Origin of the sequence: Paracoccus pacificus (assembly GCF_042680785.1) — a bacterium.
In the GTDB taxonomy this organism is placed as follows: Bacteria; Pseudomonadota; Alphaproteobacteria; order Rhodobacterales; family Rhodobacteraceae; genus Paracoccus; species Paracoccus pacificus.
In genome coordinates, this window is record NZ_JBHUEN010000022.1 from 1 (window position 1) to 15,471 (window position 15,471).

Here is a 15,471-nt window from a genome sequence, read left to right on the forward strand (position 1 = left end):
CCGTTTTAGATCTTGAATCAGAACTCAAACCCTATGGGAATCCCTTAAATGAAGACGCCCTCTAGGCGGCCGCCGGGCGACAGATCGGGCGGGTCCTGCATGGGCCCGCCCATTTGCATGTCAACGTCCGTCCGGTGCCCCCCGGTGCCCCCGATGCGGCGTCCGTGATCGGCGCTACTATGCCGGACGGGGGGAAAAGCGTGGCGCCGCTGCGCTTTACAGTTGAAAAATCCGCCCGTTCGCGAGACAAAAAGAAAAAAACGGGCAGTGCAGGCAAAACCAATGACACCTCAGACCTCACGGTCGCGGCTTGCCGCAACCGGCCTTGTCGCGCTTGTCGCGCTTGTCGCGCTTTCGGGATGTTCGGGCATTTCATCGGGTTCCTTCGGCGGCCGCAAAACCGCGCTTGAGTGCATGGAACGGGCGATGTTCTTCGAATCCAACCGCTCCAGCCGCGACGGATTGATCGCGGTGGGCAGCGTGGTGATGAACCGGGTCGAGTCCGAGAAGTTTCCGAACACGGTCTGCGGCGTTGTCGGTCAGAAGAACCAGTTCGCGCCGGGGGTGATGACCCGCAAGATGAACTCGAAGGCGCTGCCCGAGGTGCGCGAGGCCGCCCGGGCGGTGCTGGCCGGCGAACGTCATCCGCTGATCGGCAACGCCATGTTCTTCCACGCCCAGGGCTATCGGTTTTCCTATGACAACATGCACTATGTGCTCGTCGCCGGGGGCAACGCTTTCTATGAAAAGCGCAAGAATTACCTTGTGACCCAGCCGGTCCCGCCGCCGCCGATCGACGGCATCCGCTAAGGCGGGGGCAGGACCGGCCGTAACCGATCGGTCAGGCGCCGGTCAGGTGCTGAAACAGGATCGTTGCGCCCAGCCCGACCAGCGCGATACCGCCAAGCATCTCGGCGATGCGGCCAAGGCGTTTGCCGAGAAAACGGCCGGCCAGCATGCCGGTCGAGCTCATCACCATGGTGGCGACGCCGATGGCGACGGCGATCACGATGATGTTGACGTCAAGGAACGCAAGCGACACGCCGACCGCCATCGCGTCGATCGAGGTGCCGACGGCGGTGGCGACGGTCGCCCAAAGCGTCGCTGACGATGCGCCCTCATCCTTATCCCGGTTCTGCGCCGCCTGAAGCACCATGCGGATGCCCACCGCGGCCAGCAGCACGAAGGCGATCCAGTGGTCGATGGCGGCGACGGACTGGCTGGCGGCCATGCCCGCCGCCCAGCCGATCAGCGGCGTGACGGTTTCGACGATGCCGAAAATGGCCCCGGTGCGGATCGCGTTCCTGAAATTGGGGCGCCGTGCGCCGGCGCCTTTTCCGATCGAGGCGATGAAAGCGTCGACAGACATCGAGACGGCGATTACGCCGATGGAAATCGGTGACATGCGGTGTTCCTCTGGGCTGATCCGGGCGATGGATGGACCCCGCCCGCAGAGTCCCACCGCCACGGTCTCGCAAAGCCCTTCGGACCGGTCACGCCACGCGAGAAAACCGCCTCGCGAGTATGTTGACGCGCCTCCGCCATCGCTGGCGGTCGCTACTCCCCGATGGGTGTCTGGTACCGGGGAAAGCGGCGGAGTTCAAGAAAAAAGTCAATAAATACAATTGCAAATCATTCGCATGAAGCCTGCGCACAAGCCCGGATAAGAGGCCGAGCAAAGCCGTAACGAAATGATTTTGCCGCCTTTGCGGCATTGATGGCGTTCCTTCTCACTCGACCCTATCCGTCGCTTTGTCGCATCGGTATGATGGCTGAAACCATGGTGGAGGCGCGTTTGATCCGGACCGGTCCCGACCTGATGATCTGCCGCACGACGGCACGAATCGTGGCGCCCCGAATCGCGGCAGGCCGCCCCGATGGCGGTCGGGTCGTCACGCGGGCGGTTCCGGGACGACCCGCTTCCTTGCCGATTTTCTCAATTTTCGCTTACGGACCAGAAACCCATGTCGACTGAACCCTCCGCGCTTCGCCGTGATCCCCGCCATATCGTCGTGATGGGGGTGTCGGGCTCTGGCAAAAGCTCGGTCGGGCTGGCGCTGTCGCAGCGGATCGGGCTGCGCTATCGCGACGGGGACGACCTGCATCCGGCGCGCAACGTCGAAAAAATGCGCAATGGCCAGCCGCTGACCGATGATGATCGCTGGCCGTGGCTGGACCTGTGCGGGCAGGCGCTGCGCGACGCGTCCGAGGGGCTTATCCTTGGCTGTTCGGCGCTGCGCCGGGTCTATCGCGACCGGTTGCGCCATACCTCGGGGCACGCCGATCTGGCGTTCGTCTATCTGACCGGACCCGAGTCGCTGCTGCAATCGAGGATGCAGGCCCGCACCGCGCATTACATGCCGCCGGCGCTGTTGCAAAGCCAGCTTCAGACGCTGGAAGTGCCTGACGGCGATGAAAACGCCATCACCATCAGCATAGATCAGCCGGTCATGGCGATGGTCGATCAGATCGTCGCATTGCTGCATCTGTCCGGGCCACCGGGTGCCGATGGTAAGGGTCGCTGAACACGATGTCCTTCGATATGGGTGCGCCTTCCACCCGTCACGGCGGCCGGATTGACGAAAAGCGCCGCATCACGCATAGCGGTGAATACCGGGGATGCGACGGCTGCGTCTGCGCGCCGGATCGAAACCCGGTCCACATGCCGCGGATCTGTGTCGCGGAACAACTTATTGCCGGGGATCGGAACTAATTCATGGAAAACGCACCTCATTTCGGGCTGATCGGGCTTGGCACCATGGGCGGGGCGCTTGCGCTGAACATCGCCGAACACGGCTATCCGATCGCCGTGTTCAACCGGACCCCGGCGGTCACCGACAGTTTCATGCAAGAGGCCGGCCCGCTGGCCGCGCGGCTGGTGCCCACCAAGACGCTGGCCGAACTGGTCGCCGCCATCACGCCGCCGCGCGCCATCATCCTGATGGTGCCGGCGGGGCCGGTGGTCGATCAGCAGGTCAAGGCGCTGGCGCCGCTGTTGCAAAAGGGCGATCTGATCATTGATGCGGGCAACGCCAATTACACTGACACCGAACGCCGCGTCGCCGAGGCCAAGGATCAGCCCTATGATTTCATGGGCATCGGCGTCTCCGGGGGCGAAGACGGCGCGCGTCACGGGCCTTCGATCATGGCGGGCGGGACCGTGGCGCAATGGGATCGCGTGGGCGAAATGCTTCAGGCGATCTCGGCCAAATACGAGGGCGAGGCCTGTGCCGCGCTGATGGGTCCGGGCGGTGCGGGTCATTTCGTGAAGATGGTCCATAACGGCATCGAATACGCTGATATGGAGATGATCGCCGAAACCTATGCCCTGATGCGCGACGGCATGGGTTTCGACAGCACCGGGATTGCCGAGACCTTCGAGGCGTGGAACAAGGGGCCGCTCGCCTCATATCTGATCGAGATTTCCGGCAAGGTTGCCCGCGCCGTCGATCCGATCAGCGGCGGGCCGATGCTGGATCAGATCCTTGACGCCGCTGGACAGAAGGGCACCGGCCGCTGGACCGTGATCGAGGCGCAGAAGCTCGCCGTCGCGATCCCGGTGATCGAGGCGGCGGTCGTGGCGCGCAATCTTTCCGCGCAGGTCAAGGCGCGCAAGCACGGCGCCGAGGTTTTCGGACCGCAGCCGCAACCGCTGCCGAAAGGCGCGCTGGATACGACGGTGCTGGAGCAAGCCCTGATCGCGGGCAAGATCCTGTGCTATGCGCAAGGTTTCGACATGCTTTCGCGCGCGGCGGCCGAATTTTCCTGGGATCTGCCGATGCCCACCATCGCGAAAATCTGGCGGGCCGGCTGCATCATCCGCTCGGCCATGTTGAACGACATGGCGACCGCGCTGGAAAAAACGCCGGGAGAAAACCTGATCTTCGCGGCGCCCTTTACCGCGATGGTGAAACAGAACGAGGCCGCGCTGCGTCAGGTGGTGATCGCGGCCACGGCGGCAGGCATAGCGGTGCCGGCGCTGGCGGCGGGGCTGTCGTGGTTCGACAGCATGCGCACGCCGCGCGGTTCGGCCAACATGATACAGGCGCAGCGCGATTTCTTTGGCGCGCACGGCTATGAGCGGCTGGACGGCAAGGACGCGCCGCATGGGCCGTGGTGGACCAACCCGCAAGGCTGAGCAGGTTCGGGATTTCACGGCGCGCGGATCCCGACGATCCGCGCCCGGCACCGTGCCGGGGAAAACCCGGGGCCGATCCGATCCGGGTGCGGCAAAGGGGCGCACACGCGGCGCGCGCGGGGCGTTCCGGCCCTCATTCGCCGAAAGAAAATGCCCGGCTTTTGACCGGGCATCAGGCGTTTATGAGGGTAGGGCGTTCGCCCGCAGACTAGGCGTGGATCGCCCCGTCGCCACAGGCCAAAGCCGCCTCGCGCACCGCTTCCGAGGTGGTCGGGTGGGCGTGGCAGGTCATCGCGACATCCTCGGCCGCGGCGCCGAATTCCATTGCCACGCAAATTTCGTGGATCATCTCGCCCGCGTTCGGACCGATGATGTGGCAGCCGAGGATCCGGTCGGTATCGGCATCGGCGATCAGCTTCACGAAACCCTCGCTTTGGAACATGGCCTTGGCGCGGGCATTGCCGAGAAACGGGAATTTGCCGATCTTGATCTTCCGGCCGGATTCCTTGGCGGCTTCCTCGGTCAGGCCGACGCTGGCGACCTCGGGGGTGGTATAGATCACGCCGGGGATCACGTCATAGTTCACATGACCCTGCTTGCCGGCGATGACCTCGGCGGCGGCCATGCCCTCATCCTCGGCCTTATGGGCCAGCATCGGGCCGGGAACGCAGTCGCCGATGGCATAGATGCCGGGGACGTTCGTCTGCCAGTGATCGTCGATCTTGATCTGCCCGCGATCGGTCATGGCGACGCCCAGAGCCTCCAGCCCCAACCCGTCGACATAGGGGCGCCGGCCGGTGGCGACCAGAACCACATCGGCATCAAGGCTGTGTTCGCTGTCATCCTTGCGCAGCTTGTAGGTGACCTTGCCATTCGCCGCCGATTGAACGGCGGCGCCCATGATGAAGGTCAGACCCTGCTTGCTAAGGATTTTCTGGAACTGTTTCTGCACCTCGCCGTCCATGCCGGGGGTGATGTTGTCCAGATATTCGATCACGGTGACCTTGGTGCCAAGCCGCGCATAGGCCGAACCTAGCTCCAGCCCGATAACGCCGGCGCCGATCACGGCCATGGTTTTCGGAACCCGCGCCAATACCAGCGCGCCGGTCGAATCGACCACGGCGCCCTTGTCATTGTCGACCTCGACCCCTTTCAGCGGCGACGGCTCGGAGCCGGTGGCGATGACGATGGCCTTGGTGTCATAAACGGTGTCGCCGACCTTGACCTTGCCCGGCGCCTCGATCGTGGCCCAGCCCTTGATCCAGTCAATCTTGTTTTTCTTGAACAGGAATTCGATGCCCTTGGTGTTGGTGGTCACGGTTTCGGCCTTGTAGCCCTGCATGCCATCCCAATCGACATCTGGCGCATTGCCGATCAAGCCCATGCGGGCGAAATTGTGCTGGGCTTCGTGCAACATATGGCTTGCATGCAGAAGCGCCTTGGAGGGGATGCAGCCGACGTTCAGACAGGTTCCACCCAAGGTCTCGCGGCCCTCGACACAGGCGACCTTCAGGCCAAGCTGGGCGGCGCGGATTGCGCAGACATAGCCGCCGGGGCCGGAGCCGATCACGATAAGGTCATAGGTGGGCATTGCTTTCGTCCTCATTCAGGAAGTCGGTTGGCAGGATTGCACTGTCTCGAAAATCGTCCGGATCTGGGTCAGCGCAGGTTTGCCGGGGTTCTGCGCTTTGAATTCGTCACTGTCAAACCATACGTCTTCCCGACCCGGGCCGATGGTATTGCCAGACCACCATTCGTAGAAATCGCCACTGACCTGCCGCAACGTAACCTCGGTTTCGTCACGCGAGACCACCAGAAAACAGGCCTCTCCCTCGCCGGGTGAGGTACCGTTCATGAACCGTCGAAGGTCAGGATCCCAACGCTTGGTCTGACGCAGATAAGTTCCGGGGACCAGATCCGTATCGGCCTGCGCTGCATCGGCCCCTATCGCGAAGGCCGATAGGGCCAGCACCGTCGGTAACAGCGTACCCTGCATCAGAACAGCCCCGCAAGCAGCATGATCACGGTGGCCAGCGTCCCGACCCCCCAGATGACCGAGCGCCACGGCGACAGTCCAAAGGCATAGGCGGGCACATAGGCGATGCGCGCCAGAAGATAGACCCATGCGCAAGTCGCCGTCAGCCAGCTCTGGCTGTTCGAAAGCACCACCACCACAACGGCGATGGTGAACAGCAACAGCCCTTCGAAATGGTTGTCGACCGCGCGGCGCAGCCGCCCGGTCATGGGTGAAAATTCGGGTTGGGTATCGCGCGGCCCGGCATTCCAGTCCGCGCCCACATCCTTGTTCATTACCGCCGCCGCAAGGCCGATCTGGATCAGTTGCAACAGCGCCGCCAGCGCAAGAACGGTAAGCTCGGTCGTCATATGTCCTGACCCCTTATTTCGATCGGCGTTCCGTCCGGGACCAGCGCCCAGATTTCACGCATTTCAGCGTTGGTTACGGCGATGCAGCCATTCGTCCAGTCGACCAGACGATGCGCGCCGCCGATCCAGCCCCAGCCGTTCAGCATGCCGTGGATCATGATCGCGCCGCCGGGGTCGTCGCCCCGCGCCTTGGCGGCCGCCACATCCCGCGGTTCGGGATAGGATATATGCATCGACAGATGGGCGATCGAGCCCGCGTTGCGCCAGTCGATGCGATACAGGCCTTCGGGGGTGCGCTCGTCTCCGGCGCGGATCTTGTGGCCGGTGGGCGCGCCGCCGAGGCTGATCGCATAGCTGCGAATGACCTTGTCGCCGCGCGTCAACCGCATCAGCCGCGCCGGTTTGTCGACGATGATGCGGTCCGCCTGCTCGGCTGCCGGTGCCATCCCGGGCGCGGTGCCCGAATGGCTTCGCATGGCGCGCGTATAGCCGGCCGCCGCGACCGGCATCGCCACGGCCAGCACCACGCAAAGCAGGACGGCGCGCCGCATGGTCTCAGGCAGTTTCCAGCAGATGAACCTCGGTCGAGGTGACGCCGGCCTGGCTGTTGAACACGGCCGCCGCGCCGTCCAGATAGGCGCGGGCGCGGGCGCCGTTGCCAACCTGATACAACGCCCATGCCCGCGCATTGCCCTCGCGCCACAGTTGCAGCAGCGACAGACCGTTATTGCCGCGATCCTCGGCGTCATTGTCGAAGGCGGTCTTGAACGTGGCGAAATCGCCGATGTCATAGCGGACCAGCAACTGGTTCATCGAAAGCTCCTTTCAACTGGCCGTCATCGCGGCCCGGATTACATCTTGATCGTGGGTTGAGATCGGAAACAACCCCCTGCGCGCCAGCATCCCCCAGTTTCCCCGGGTGAACTCCAGCCTGTCAGTCAACGCGGCAATCGGCGTCTCGGTTGCAGGAAGCCATGCGACATCAATGCGATAGCCCATGCCGCCCGCGCCCATCTCGGCCTGATAGGGCGGCCGGTCGGCCACGGTGCCGATCGCGGTGAACGCCTTGAGAGACGCGCCATCGGGATAGCTGGTCTTGGGCGAGTAATAGATCAGGGTATCGCCGGGCGCGATGCGTTTCAGGGGCGCAAGCTTGCCGTGGTTCAGCATCGCGAAACCGCCCGCGACGCCGATAAGGACGTGTTCGCGGGAAACGACGCCGATCCAGTGGCGGGGGGCGGTCATGCGGGCGCCTTTTGCAGCGGCTCGATCGGGGTTCCCTGATGAAAGCGCAACCGCCATTCGCCCGATGACCGATCCCAGAGCGAACTGCGATTTGCCCACTCGGTACCCCGGTCATAGCGCACTTCGGAGACATAGGTTACCAGCGCGATCTGCGGCGAAAGCATATGGGTATCGATGTCGTGCAGAACGGTCACGACGCCGGGCTGTTGATCCATGCCCGACAGGATATCGTCGCGCGAATAGCGCCGCCCCGAGCGTCCGAGTTCAAAGAAATCGGGCGCCATAGTGGCCGACAGAAACGCGCGGTCGGCGCGAGATACGGCTTGCCAGACGGCCGGTTCCAGATCGGTGAAACTGGGGGACATCAGGTCGCACATTCCAGAAGTGGCGTTCTGTCTCGAGAAATCAGGGCAGCGACCGACCGCGGGTGGAAGCGAAGCGCCCGCCCGGGGGGGCGGTCGGGCGGGGCCGATCTCCAGAGGCCCTTATGAGCTAATTGACTTGGTGAAGGCTCCAAGTATGCCCCCAATAAGTTCGCCGATCTGTGAGAAAGAGCGTCCAGTCGAGACCTCTTTCACCGCAGCGCCTAGCGTTGTATTTTCTCCACCCAAACTTACGCCTTGTCCAAGAAGCCGAAAGCCGTACGCCGTGATCGCGGGGTTTGTTACGTAAATATGCCCATTTAACGTACGCGAAATATTCGTTGACCGTACGATACCCTCGGCTTCCAGCCAATCGTAACAGGCGACAAAAAAAGGCGCCATCTCGGCATCCAATTCCAATGTATCGTTAGTAAGTTCAGACGGTTGGAGCCCATTCTCAGCAACATGTGCCAAAATGCGCGCGATAACTGCTTCAGACTTTTGAAGATTATCCATCGCGCGCATCCTGTCTGTATTACAGATCCATCAGCAACCGCCGCGGATCCTCAAGCGCCTCTTTCACCCGCACAAGGAACGTCACCGCGCCCTTGCCGTCCACGATGCGGTGGTCATAGGACAGCGCCAGATACATCATCGGGCGGATGACGATCTCGCCGCCAACCACGACCGGGCGGTCCTGGATCTTGTGCATGCCCAGAATGCCCGACTGCGGCGGGTTCAGGATCGGCGAGGACATCAGCGAGCCATAGACGCCGCCGTTGGAGATGGTGAAGGTGCCGCCCTGCATTTCCGCCATGGTCAGCTTGCCGTCGCGGGCGCGCAGACCCAGTTCGGCGATTTCCTTTTCGATCTGCGCGAAGGATTTCTGATCGGCGTCGCGCACGACCGGAACCACCAGACCCTGCGGCGTGCCGACCGCGACGCCCATGTTGACGTAGTTTTTATAAACCACGTCGCCGCCGTCGATCTCGGCATTGACCTCGGGCACTTCCTTCAGCGCGTGGGTGCAGGCCTTCACGAAGAAGGACATGAAGCCCAGCTTGACCTTGTGCTTCTTCTCGAAGGCGTCCTTGTATTCGTTGCGCAGGTCCATGATCGCCTTCATGTCCGCCTCGTTATAGGTGGTCAGCATGGCGGCGGTGTTCTGGGCGTCTTTCAGGCGCCGGGCGATGGTGGCGCGCAGCCGGGTCATCTTGACCCGTTCCTCGCGCGCCGCGTCCTCGGCCGAGGAAGGGGCGCGGGGGATCGAAGCCGGGGCCGGCGGGTCGGACGAAGCGGCCGGTGCGGAAGCCGGCGCCGCGGCCGGGCGCGGCGCGGCCTTGGCGGCGGCCACGTCTTCCTTCATGATCCGGCCATCGCGGCCGGTGCCCTTGACCTCGCTGTCCTTCAGGCCGGCCTCGGCCATGGCCTTTTTGGCGGACGGCGCGTCTTCCACATCATCGCGCACCTTGACCTCTTCGGGGCCGGCGCCGGGCGAGCCGACATCCTCGGCCTTGACGCCATGGGCATCGCTGGTGTCCTCGGGGGCGGGGGTGTCGGGCTCGTCCCCGGCCTTCGGCTTGGCGCCGGATTTGGCGGGCGCGCCGGCGGATGCACCTTCGGTGATGATCGCCAGACGCGCGTTTGCGGCGACGGTTTCGCCTTCCTGCGCCAGAATCTCGGCCAGCACCCCCGAGGCCGGGGCGGGCACTTCGACCGATACCTTGTCGGTCTCAAGCTCGCACAGCATCTCGTCCTGGGTGACGGCATCGCCGACCTTCTTGAACCATGTGGCGACGGTTGCCTCGGTCACGCTTTCGCCCAGCGTGGGCACCATTACGTCGATGTTGTTTCCGCTCATTGCGCTGGTCTCGCTTTCAGTTTCTTCGGCCTTGGCCTTGCGGGGCGTCTGGGCTTTTCCGGTTTCGGCTGGTTCGGTGGAACGGTCGGGGGCAGAGGAGGCGGCAGCCGCCTTGGCCCCCTGTTCATCAAGCATGGCAAGCAAGCCGCCGGCCGCGACGGTCTGCCCTTCCGGCACGACGATTTCGGCAAGCACGCCGGCGCCGGGCGAGGGGACCTCGACGGTGACCTTGTCGGTTTCCAGCTCGCAAAGCATTTCATCGGCGGCGACGGTATCGCCCGGCTTCTTGAACCATGTCGCGACCGTCGCCTCGGTCACGCTTTCGCCCAGGGTCGGGACGCGGACCTCGATGCTCATGCCTTCTGCCTTTCAATGCCGAGCGCGTCGAACACAAGCTGCTCCTGCTCGGCCTTGTGGCGCGAGGCAAGGCCGGTCGCGACCGAGGCCGCCGCCGCGCGGCCGGCATAGCTGGCGCGGCTGTTCTTGGCGCCGATGCGGTTCAGGACCCATTCGATATTCGGCTCGACAAAGGACCATGCGCCCTGGTTCTTCGGCTCTTCCTGACACCAGATGAATTCGGCGTTCTTGAAGCGATCGAGTTCGCGCGACATCGACTGTGCCGGGAAGGGATAGAACTGCTCAAGCCGCAGCAGATAGACATCGTCCAGCCCGGCTTCGTCCCGCGCGGCCAGAAGATCATAATAGACCTTGCCCGAGCAGATGACGACGCGGCGGATTTCGGAATCCGGCTTCAGCGTGGTGGTCGATACGCCCTGTTGGGCATCGTCCCACAGCACCCGGTGGAACGTGCTGCCGGTCAGGAAATCCTTGGCCGTGCTAAGCGCCATCGGGTGGCGCAACAGTGATTTCGGCGTCATCAGCACCAAGGGCTTGCGGAAGCCGCGGCGCAATTGCCGGCGCAGGATGTGGAAATAGTTGGCCGGCGTGGTGCAATTGGCGACGATCCAGTTGTCTTCGGCCGACATCTGCAACCAGCGTTCCAGCCGGGCCGAGCTGTGTTCGGGGCCCTGACCCTCGTAACCGTGGGGCAGGAGCATCACCAGACCCGACATGCGCAGCCATTTCTTTTCGCCCGAGCTGATGAACTGGTCGAACATGATCTGGGCGCCGTTGGCGAAGTCGCCGAACTGCGCTTCCCACATCACCAGCGCATTGGGTTCGGCCAGCGAATAGCCGTATTCGAAGCCCAGCACCGCATATTCCGACAGCATCGAGTCGATGACCTCGTACCGGGCCTGACCGTCGCGGATGTGGTTCAGGGGATAATAGCGTTCCTCGGTGGTCTGGTCGATAAAGGCCGAATGGCGCTGGCTGAAGGTGCCCCGCGTGCTGTCCTGACCGGAGAGGCGCACCGGATTGCCTTCCAGCAACAGGCTTCCGAAAGCCAGCGCCTCGGCCGTGGCCCAGTCGAAACCCTCGCCGCTCTGGAACATCTTCTGCTTGGCTTCCAGAAGCCGCCCGACGGTCTTGTGCAGATCAAAGCCCGGCGGCGGCGTGGTCAGCGCCTGACCGATCTCGGTCATCGCCTTCTTGCTGATCCCGGTCTTGCCGGCGATATATTCCGCCCCTTCGCGCTCCAGCCCCGACCAGCGGCCGTCCAGCCAGTCGGCCTTGTTCGGCTTGAAGTTCTTGCCCATCTCGAACTCTTCGTTCAGATGCGCCTGAAAAGCGGCCTTCATATCCTCGATCTCGCCTTCGGGGATAAGCCCGTCGGCGACCAGCCGGTCGGTGTAAAGCTGCAACGTGGTCTTGTGGCCCTTGATGTTCTTGTACATCGCCGGGTTGGTGAACATCGGTTCGTCACCCTCGTTATGGCCGAAGCGGCGATAACAGAAGATGTCGATGACCACGTCCTTGTGAAATTTCTGCCGGAACTCGGTCGCCACCTTGGCGGCATGGACCACGGCTTCCGGGTCATCGCCGTTGACGTGGAAGATCGGCGCCTCGACCATCAGCGCGATGTCGGTCGGATAGGGCGACGAGCGGCTGAAGCTGGGCGCGGTGGTGAAGCCGATCTGGTTGTTCACCACGATATGGATAGTCCCGCCGGTACGGTGGCCGCGCAGGCCCGACAGGCCGAAACACTCGGCCACCACACCCTGACCGGCAAAGGCGGCATCGCCATGCAGCAGGATCGGCATGACGGCGGTCCGTTCGCGCTGGTCGCCAAGCTGGTCCTGCTTGGCGCGGGCCTTGCCCAGCACCACGGGGTCGGCGGCCTCGAGATGGCTGGGGTTCGCGGTCAGCGACAGGTGGACGATATTGCCGTCGAACTCGCGGTCCGAGGACGCGCCGAGGTGATATTTCACGTCGCCCGAGCCGTCCACGTCGTCGGGCTTGTAGCTGCCGCCCTGGAATTCGTGGAAGATGGCGCGGAAGGGTTTGTTCAGCACATTGGCCAGCACCGACAGGCGGCCCCGGTGGGGCATGCCGATGACCACGTCCTTCACGCCAAGCGCGCCACCGCGCTTGATGATCTGTTCCATCGCCGGGATCAGCGCCTCGCCGCCGTCAAGGCCGAAGCGCTTGGTGCCCATGAACTTGACGTGGCAGAATTTCTCGAATCCCTCGGCCTCGACCAGCTTGTTCAGGATCGCGCGGCGGCCTTCGCGGGTGAAGGCGATTTCCTTGCCGTAACCCTCGATCCGCTCTTTCAGCCATGCCGCCTGTTCGGGGTCCGAGATATGCATGAATTGCAGCGCGAAAGTGCCGCAATAGGTGCGCTTCATCAACTCGACAATCTGGCGGATCGAGGCGATCTGCAGGCCCAGCACATTGTCGATGAAGATCGGCCGGTCGATATCGGCGGCGGTGAAGCCATAGGTCGCCGGGTCCAGCTCGCCCAGCGGGGGCATTTCGCGCAGGCCCAGCGGATCGAGATCGGCGAACAGATGGCCGCGGATGCGATAGGCGCGGATCAGCATGATCGCCCGGATACTGTCCAGAACCGCGCGGCGAAGCTGTTCATCCGACAGGGTGATGCCCCGGGCCTCGGCCTTGCCCGCGATCTTGTCGATGGCGACCTGCGCCGCGGCGTTCGACGACATCGGCCATTCGCCGGTTAGCGCCGCGGTCTGTTCGTCCGAAGGCGCCGGCGGCCAGTCGGGGCGACGCCAGCTTGCGCCCTTCGCCTCGCGCTTGACGGTGCCGCCATCATCGCCGAGATCACTGAAGAATTCATCCCATGCCGCGTCCACCGACGCCGGATCATTGGCCCACTGGCCGTAAAGCTGTTCCACATAGGATGCGTTCGTGCCCTGAAGGAACGAACTGTCGCGGAAATCGGCGGTTTTCGGTTGCTCGGTCATTGTTGAACCTCGGAAGGGTTGGGTCCGTATTTGTTGGGGCCAGGTTGAGAAGGTTCTGCCATCTGGCTGAACAGGGCAGCGCCCCGGATCAGCCCGCGCAGGAAAATGGAAAGGCCGATCAGCACCATGACCGGCATGGTGATCAGGAACAGCCACATCGTGCCGAAACCGGCCGGCCCGTCGGCCGCGTTCAATGCGGCGTAAAGGCTGGTGCCGGTCATCCTGGTCAGCCAGACCCAACCGATAAGGCCGATCAGGTCCAGTGTCGGTTCGAGCGTCGCCGCGATCGTCGCCCCGGTATCAAGCGCGCGGCGCGAGGTCACCGCGACCAGCGGCAGAAGCGCCGCCAACCCGGCCACGATCGCGATCCCGACGCCGAAGCCAAGCGCGGTCACAGCCGTCATCGTCAGGGCGGGAAGCAGTAGCCCCACCGGCAGGAACAGCCAGTATTCGGCGCGGGTGGCGCGAGCTTTCCAGCGGAACGTGCCTGCGAAACCTGCGGTGATGGCGGAGGTGATGTTCATGCGCCGCTCATCCACAGAATATGTCGATCAGCCGGGTGCCGGGATCGTCGCCGGGCGCGGCCGAGGCGACGTGCTCGATCCGGTCGACCCGGCGGTTCTCCAGCCGGCACAGCGCGACCGCCGCCTGCTGATCCGCGTTCGCGGGGGCCGAACCGGGGTGATAGATCACCCGCCAGCCGAAATCCCGCCGCGCGACGGTTCGGATCGCCTGCGGCGGCAGGGACGACGCCCGGTGCAGATCGGTGCGGGCGGGAATGCCGCCGGGCAGCACGTCCTCGGTCGGGCGGCCGCCACGGCCACAGGCAGACACCAACAGCAACGACAAAACCGTGGCACCCGCCACGGCATGCCGCAAAACCCGCCCGCGCGCAGCGGGAGGTTTGTCGGTATCTATGCTGCCTAGCCGTTCCATCTCATATCCCGAACGCGGGCCGGAGGCATTTCGTTCACCTTTACTTGCCGATGGCTTTCAGAACCGCCTCGCCCAGACCGGCGGGGCTGTCGGCGACGATGATGCCGGCGGACTTCATCGCCTCGATCTTCGATTCCGCGTCGCCCTTGCCGCCCGACACGATCGCACCGGCGTGGCCCATGCGGCGCCCCTTGGGCGCGGTGCGGCCGGCGATGAAGCCGGCGGTGGGCTTCCAGACACCCTTTTTCTTCATCTCGGCCAGGAATTCGGCGGCTTCTTCCTCGGCCGAACCGCCGATTTCGCCGATCATGATGATCGATTCCGTTTCCGGGTCGTCAAGGAACAAGCGCAGCACGTCGATATGCTCCATCCCCTTGATCGGGTCGCCGCCGATACCGACGGCCGATGACTGGCCCAGACCCACATCCGAGGTCTGCTTCACCGCCTCATAGGTCAGCGTGCCCGAACGCGAGACCACGCCGACCGAGCCGCGCTTGAAGATATTGCCGGGCATGATGCCGATCTTGCATTCGTCGGGGGTCATGATGCCGGGGCAGTTCGGCCCGATCAGCGTCGATTTCGACCCTTCCAGCGCGCGCTTGACCTTCATCATGTCCAAGACCGGGATGCCCTCGGTGATGGCGACGATCAGCGGGATTTCGGCGTCGATGGCCTCGAGGATCGAATCCGCTGCGAAAGGCGGCGGCACATAGATCGCGGTCGCGGTGGCGCCGGTCTTGGCGACGGCTTCATGGACCGAGTTGAACACCGGCAACCCCAGATGCTCGGTCCCGCCCTTGCCGGGCGTCACGCCGCCGACCATCTTGGTGCCGTAGGCGATCGCCTGTTCGGTGTGGAAGGTGCCTTGGGATCCGGTGATCCCTTGAGTGATGACCTTGGTGTTCTTGTCTACGAGAATGGCCATTCGGTTGGCTCCTATTCGTATATGAGTGCGCTGACGAGATGCCAGCCGGTAAAGCAAAGGGCAGCAAGGGTAAGTACCCTCAGAACCCAGATTTGCGCGGTGAGTGAGGCGGGGTGTTGGCCAATACGCTCGATTGCCCCGAGACCGAGTTTGCTTGCGATCTGGCGGCGTCCGACCAGCAATGAACTGGCGTTGCGGGTTCGCCTTGTCGCCTCGGCCGCCAAGGTCAGGAATGCCACCCAGACGGTGACAGCAAAACCGACCACGGCAAGGGCAATCTGGGCGTTCAT

General features: G+C 63.8%; 18 protein-coding genes. 3 read left to right on the forward strand and 15 right to left on the reverse strand.

Features of this window, described 5'->3' with window-relative positions:
- Positions 1-282 precede the first annotated feature (282 nt).
- Positions 283-810 (forward strand): cell wall hydrolase, encoded by a 528-nt coding sequence (locus tag ACFSCT_RS09555; protein WP_379142243.1) that lies wholly within the window; start codon positions 283-285, stop codon positions 808-810.
- A 31-nt stretch (positions 811-841) separates the two neighbouring features.
- Here the strand turns inward: ACFSCT_RS09555 and ACFSCT_RS09560 are convergent, their stop codons facing one another.
- On the reverse strand, positions 842-1,405 hold the full coding sequence (locus tag ACFSCT_RS09560; RefSeq protein WP_379142244.1) for a manganese efflux pump MntP: 564 nt from the start codon (positions 1,403-1,405) through the stop codon (positions 842-844).
- Positions 1,406-1,964: 559 nt separating this feature from the next.
- On the opposite strand from ACFSCT_RS09560, the gene ACFSCT_RS09565 reads away from it, so the two are divergent.
- Positions 1,965-2,525, forward strand: a complete 561-nt coding sequence (locus ACFSCT_RS09565; protein ID WP_379142245.1) for a gluconokinase — start codon at positions 1,965-1,967, stop codon at positions 2,523-2,525.
- A gap of 191 nt (positions 2,526-2,716) precedes the next feature.
- Positions 2,717-4,138, forward strand: coding sequence for an NADP-dependent phosphogluconate dehydrogenase (gndA, locus tag ACFSCT_RS09570; protein ID WP_379142247.1), 1,422 nt, complete (start codon positions 2,717-2,719; stop codon positions 4,136-4,138).
- Positions 4,139-4,346: 208 nt separating this feature from the next.
- On the opposite strand, the gene lpdA is transcribed toward gndA, so the two are convergent.
- The 14 genes from lpdA to ACFSCT_RS09640 form a co-directional block, all read right to left on the reverse strand.
- Entirely contained in the window at positions 4,347-5,729 is a 1,383-nt protein-coding gene (gene lpdA, locus ACFSCT_RS09575; RefSeq protein WP_379142249.1) for a dihydrolipoyl dehydrogenase, read from the reverse strand.
- Positions 5,730-5,744: 15 nt separating this feature from the next.
- Positions 5,745-6,134 carry a hypothetical protein gene (locus ACFSCT_RS09580; protein WP_379142251.1) on the reverse strand — a complete coding sequence of 130 codons (390 nt, stop codon included), beginning with the start codon at positions 6,132-6,134 and terminating at the stop codon, positions 5,745-5,747.
- Positions 6,134-6,523 (reverse strand): MAPEG family protein, encoded by a 390-nt coding sequence (locus tag ACFSCT_RS09585; protein ID WP_379142253.1) that lies wholly within the window; start codon positions 6,521-6,523, stop codon positions 6,134-6,136. Before ACFSCT_RS09585 ends, ACFSCT_RS09580 begins: the two co-directional genes overlap by 1 nt.
- Positions 6,520-7,074, reverse strand: coding sequence for a L,D-transpeptidase family protein (locus ACFSCT_RS09590; RefSeq protein WP_379142254.1), 555 nt, complete (start codon positions 7,072-7,074; stop codon positions 6,520-6,522). Before ACFSCT_RS09590 ends, ACFSCT_RS09585 begins: the two co-directional genes overlap by 4 nt.
- Before the next feature lie 4 nt (positions 7,075-7,078).
- Positions 7,079-7,336: a hypothetical protein gene (locus ACFSCT_RS09595; RefSeq protein WP_379142256.1), complete on the reverse strand. Its 258-nt coding sequence runs from the start codon at positions 7,334-7,336 to the stop codon at positions 7,079-7,081.
- A 12-nt stretch (positions 7,337-7,348) separates the two neighbouring features.
- On the reverse strand, positions 7,349-7,768 hold the full coding sequence (locus ACFSCT_RS09600; protein WP_379142257.1) for an EVE domain-containing protein: 420 nt from the start codon (positions 7,766-7,768) through the stop codon (positions 7,349-7,351).
- A complete protein-coding gene (locus ACFSCT_RS09605) occupies positions 7,765-8,133 on the reverse strand; it encodes a nuclear transport factor 2 family protein (RefSeq protein WP_379142259.1) in 369 nt (122 codons plus the stop codon). The genes ACFSCT_RS09600 and ACFSCT_RS09605 overlap by 4 nt, the downstream gene beginning before the upstream one ends.
- 120 nt (positions 8,134-8,253) lie before the next feature.
- Positions 8,254-8,646, reverse strand: a complete 393-nt coding sequence (locus ACFSCT_RS09610) for a hypothetical protein (RefSeq protein WP_379142260.1) — start codon at positions 8,644-8,646, stop codon at positions 8,254-8,256.
- 19 nt (positions 8,647-8,665) lie between these two features.
- Positions 8,666-10,348 carry a 2-oxoglutarate dehydrogenase complex dihydrolipoyllysine-residue succinyltransferase gene (gene odhB / locus ACFSCT_RS09615; protein ID WP_379142262.1) on the reverse strand — a complete coding sequence of 561 codons (1,683 nt, stop codon included), beginning with the start codon at positions 10,346-10,348 and terminating at the stop codon, positions 8,666-8,668.
- Entirely contained in the window at positions 10,345-13,320 is a 2,976-nt protein-coding gene (locus ACFSCT_RS09620; protein WP_379142264.1) for a 2-oxoglutarate dehydrogenase E1 component, read from the reverse strand. The genes odhB and ACFSCT_RS09620 overlap by 4 nt, the downstream gene beginning before the upstream one ends.
- The gene (locus ACFSCT_RS09625) at positions 13,317-13,844 is read right to left on the reverse strand and encodes a DUF805 domain-containing protein (protein ID WP_379142266.1); all 528 of its coding nucleotides are present in this window, start codon (positions 13,842-13,844) and stop codon (positions 13,317-13,319) included. The genes ACFSCT_RS09620 and ACFSCT_RS09625 overlap by 4 nt, the downstream gene beginning before the upstream one ends.
- Positions 13,845-13,851: 7 nt before the next feature.
- On the reverse strand, positions 13,852-14,256 hold the full coding sequence (locus ACFSCT_RS09630; RefSeq protein WP_379142268.1) for a hypothetical protein: 405 nt from the start codon (positions 14,254-14,256) through the stop codon (positions 13,852-13,854).
- Positions 14,257-14,296: 40 nt separating this feature from the next.
- Positions 14,297-15,181: a succinate--CoA ligase subunit alpha gene (sucD, locus tag ACFSCT_RS09635; protein ID WP_379142269.1), complete on the reverse strand. Its 885-nt coding sequence runs from the start codon at positions 15,179-15,181 to the stop codon at positions 14,297-14,299.
- Between the two features lie 11 nt (positions 15,182-15,192).
- Positions 15,193-15,471: a hypothetical protein gene (locus tag ACFSCT_RS09640; protein WP_379142270.1), complete on the reverse strand. Its 279-nt coding sequence runs from the start codon at positions 15,469-15,471 to the stop codon at positions 15,193-15,195.

Coding starts and splice junctions, on each gene's coding strand:
- ACFSCT_RS09555 (WP_379142243.1), top strand. CDS start 283: ATGACACCTCAGACCTCACGGTCGCGGCTTGCCGCAACCGGCCTTGTC.
- ACFSCT_RS09560 (WP_379142244.1), bottom strand. CDS start 1,405: ATGTCACCGATTTCCATCGGCGTAATCGCCGTCTCGATGTCTGTCGAC.
- ACFSCT_RS09565 (WP_379142245.1), top strand. CDS start 1,965: ATGTCGACTGAACCCTCCGCGCTTCGCCGTGATCCCCGCCATATCGTC.
- gndA (WP_379142247.1), top strand. CDS start 2,717: ATGGAAAACGCACCTCATTTCGGGCTGATCGGGCTTGGCACCATGGGC.
- lpdA (WP_379142249.1), bottom strand. CDS start 5,729: ATGCCCACCTATGACCTTATCGTGATCGGCTCCGGCCCCGGCGGCTAT.
- ACFSCT_RS09580 (WP_379142251.1), bottom strand. CDS start 6,134: ATGCAGGGTACGCTGTTACCGACGGTGCTGGCCCTATCGGCCTTCGCG.
- ACFSCT_RS09585 (WP_379142253.1), bottom strand. CDS start 6,523: ATGACGACCGAGCTTACCGTTCTTGCGCTGGCGGCGCTGTTGCAACTG.
- ACFSCT_RS09590 (WP_379142254.1), bottom strand. CDS start 7,074: ATGCGGCGCGCCGTCCTGCTTTGCGTGGTGCTGGCCGTGGCGATGCCG.
- ACFSCT_RS09595 (WP_379142256.1), bottom strand. CDS start 7,336: ATGAACCAGTTGCTGGTCCGCTATGACATCGGCGATTTCGCCACGTTC.
- ACFSCT_RS09600 (WP_379142257.1), bottom strand. CDS start 7,768: ATGACCGCCCCCCGCCACTGGATCGGCGTCGTTTCCCGCGAACACGTC.
- ACFSCT_RS09605 (WP_379142259.1), bottom strand. CDS start 8,133: ATGTCCCCCAGTTTCACCGATCTGGAACCGGCCGTCTGGCAAGCCGTA.
- ACFSCT_RS09610 (WP_379142260.1), bottom strand. CDS start 8,646: ATGGATAATCTTCAAAAGTCTGAAGCAGTTATCGCGCGCATTTTGGCA.
- odhB (WP_379142262.1), bottom strand. CDS start 10,348: ATGAGCATCGAGGTCCGCGTCCCGACCCTGGGCGAAAGCGTGACCGAG.
- ACFSCT_RS09620 (WP_379142264.1), bottom strand. CDS start 13,320: ATGACCGAGCAACCGAAAACCGCCGATTTCCGCGACAGTTCGTTCCTT.
- ACFSCT_RS09625 (WP_379142266.1), bottom strand. CDS start 13,844: ATGAACATCACCTCCGCCATCACCGCAGGTTTCGCAGGCACGTTCCGC.
- ACFSCT_RS09630 (WP_379142268.1), bottom strand. CDS start 14,256: ATGGAACGGCTAGGCAGCATAGATACCGACAAACCTCCCGCTGCGCGC.
- sucD (WP_379142269.1), bottom strand. CDS start 15,181: ATGGCCATTCTCGTAGACAAGAACACCAAGGTCATCACTCAAGGGATC.
- ACFSCT_RS09640 (WP_379142270.1), bottom strand. CDS start 15,471: ATGAACGCCCAGATTGCCCTTGCCGTGGTCGGTTTTGCTGTCACCGTC.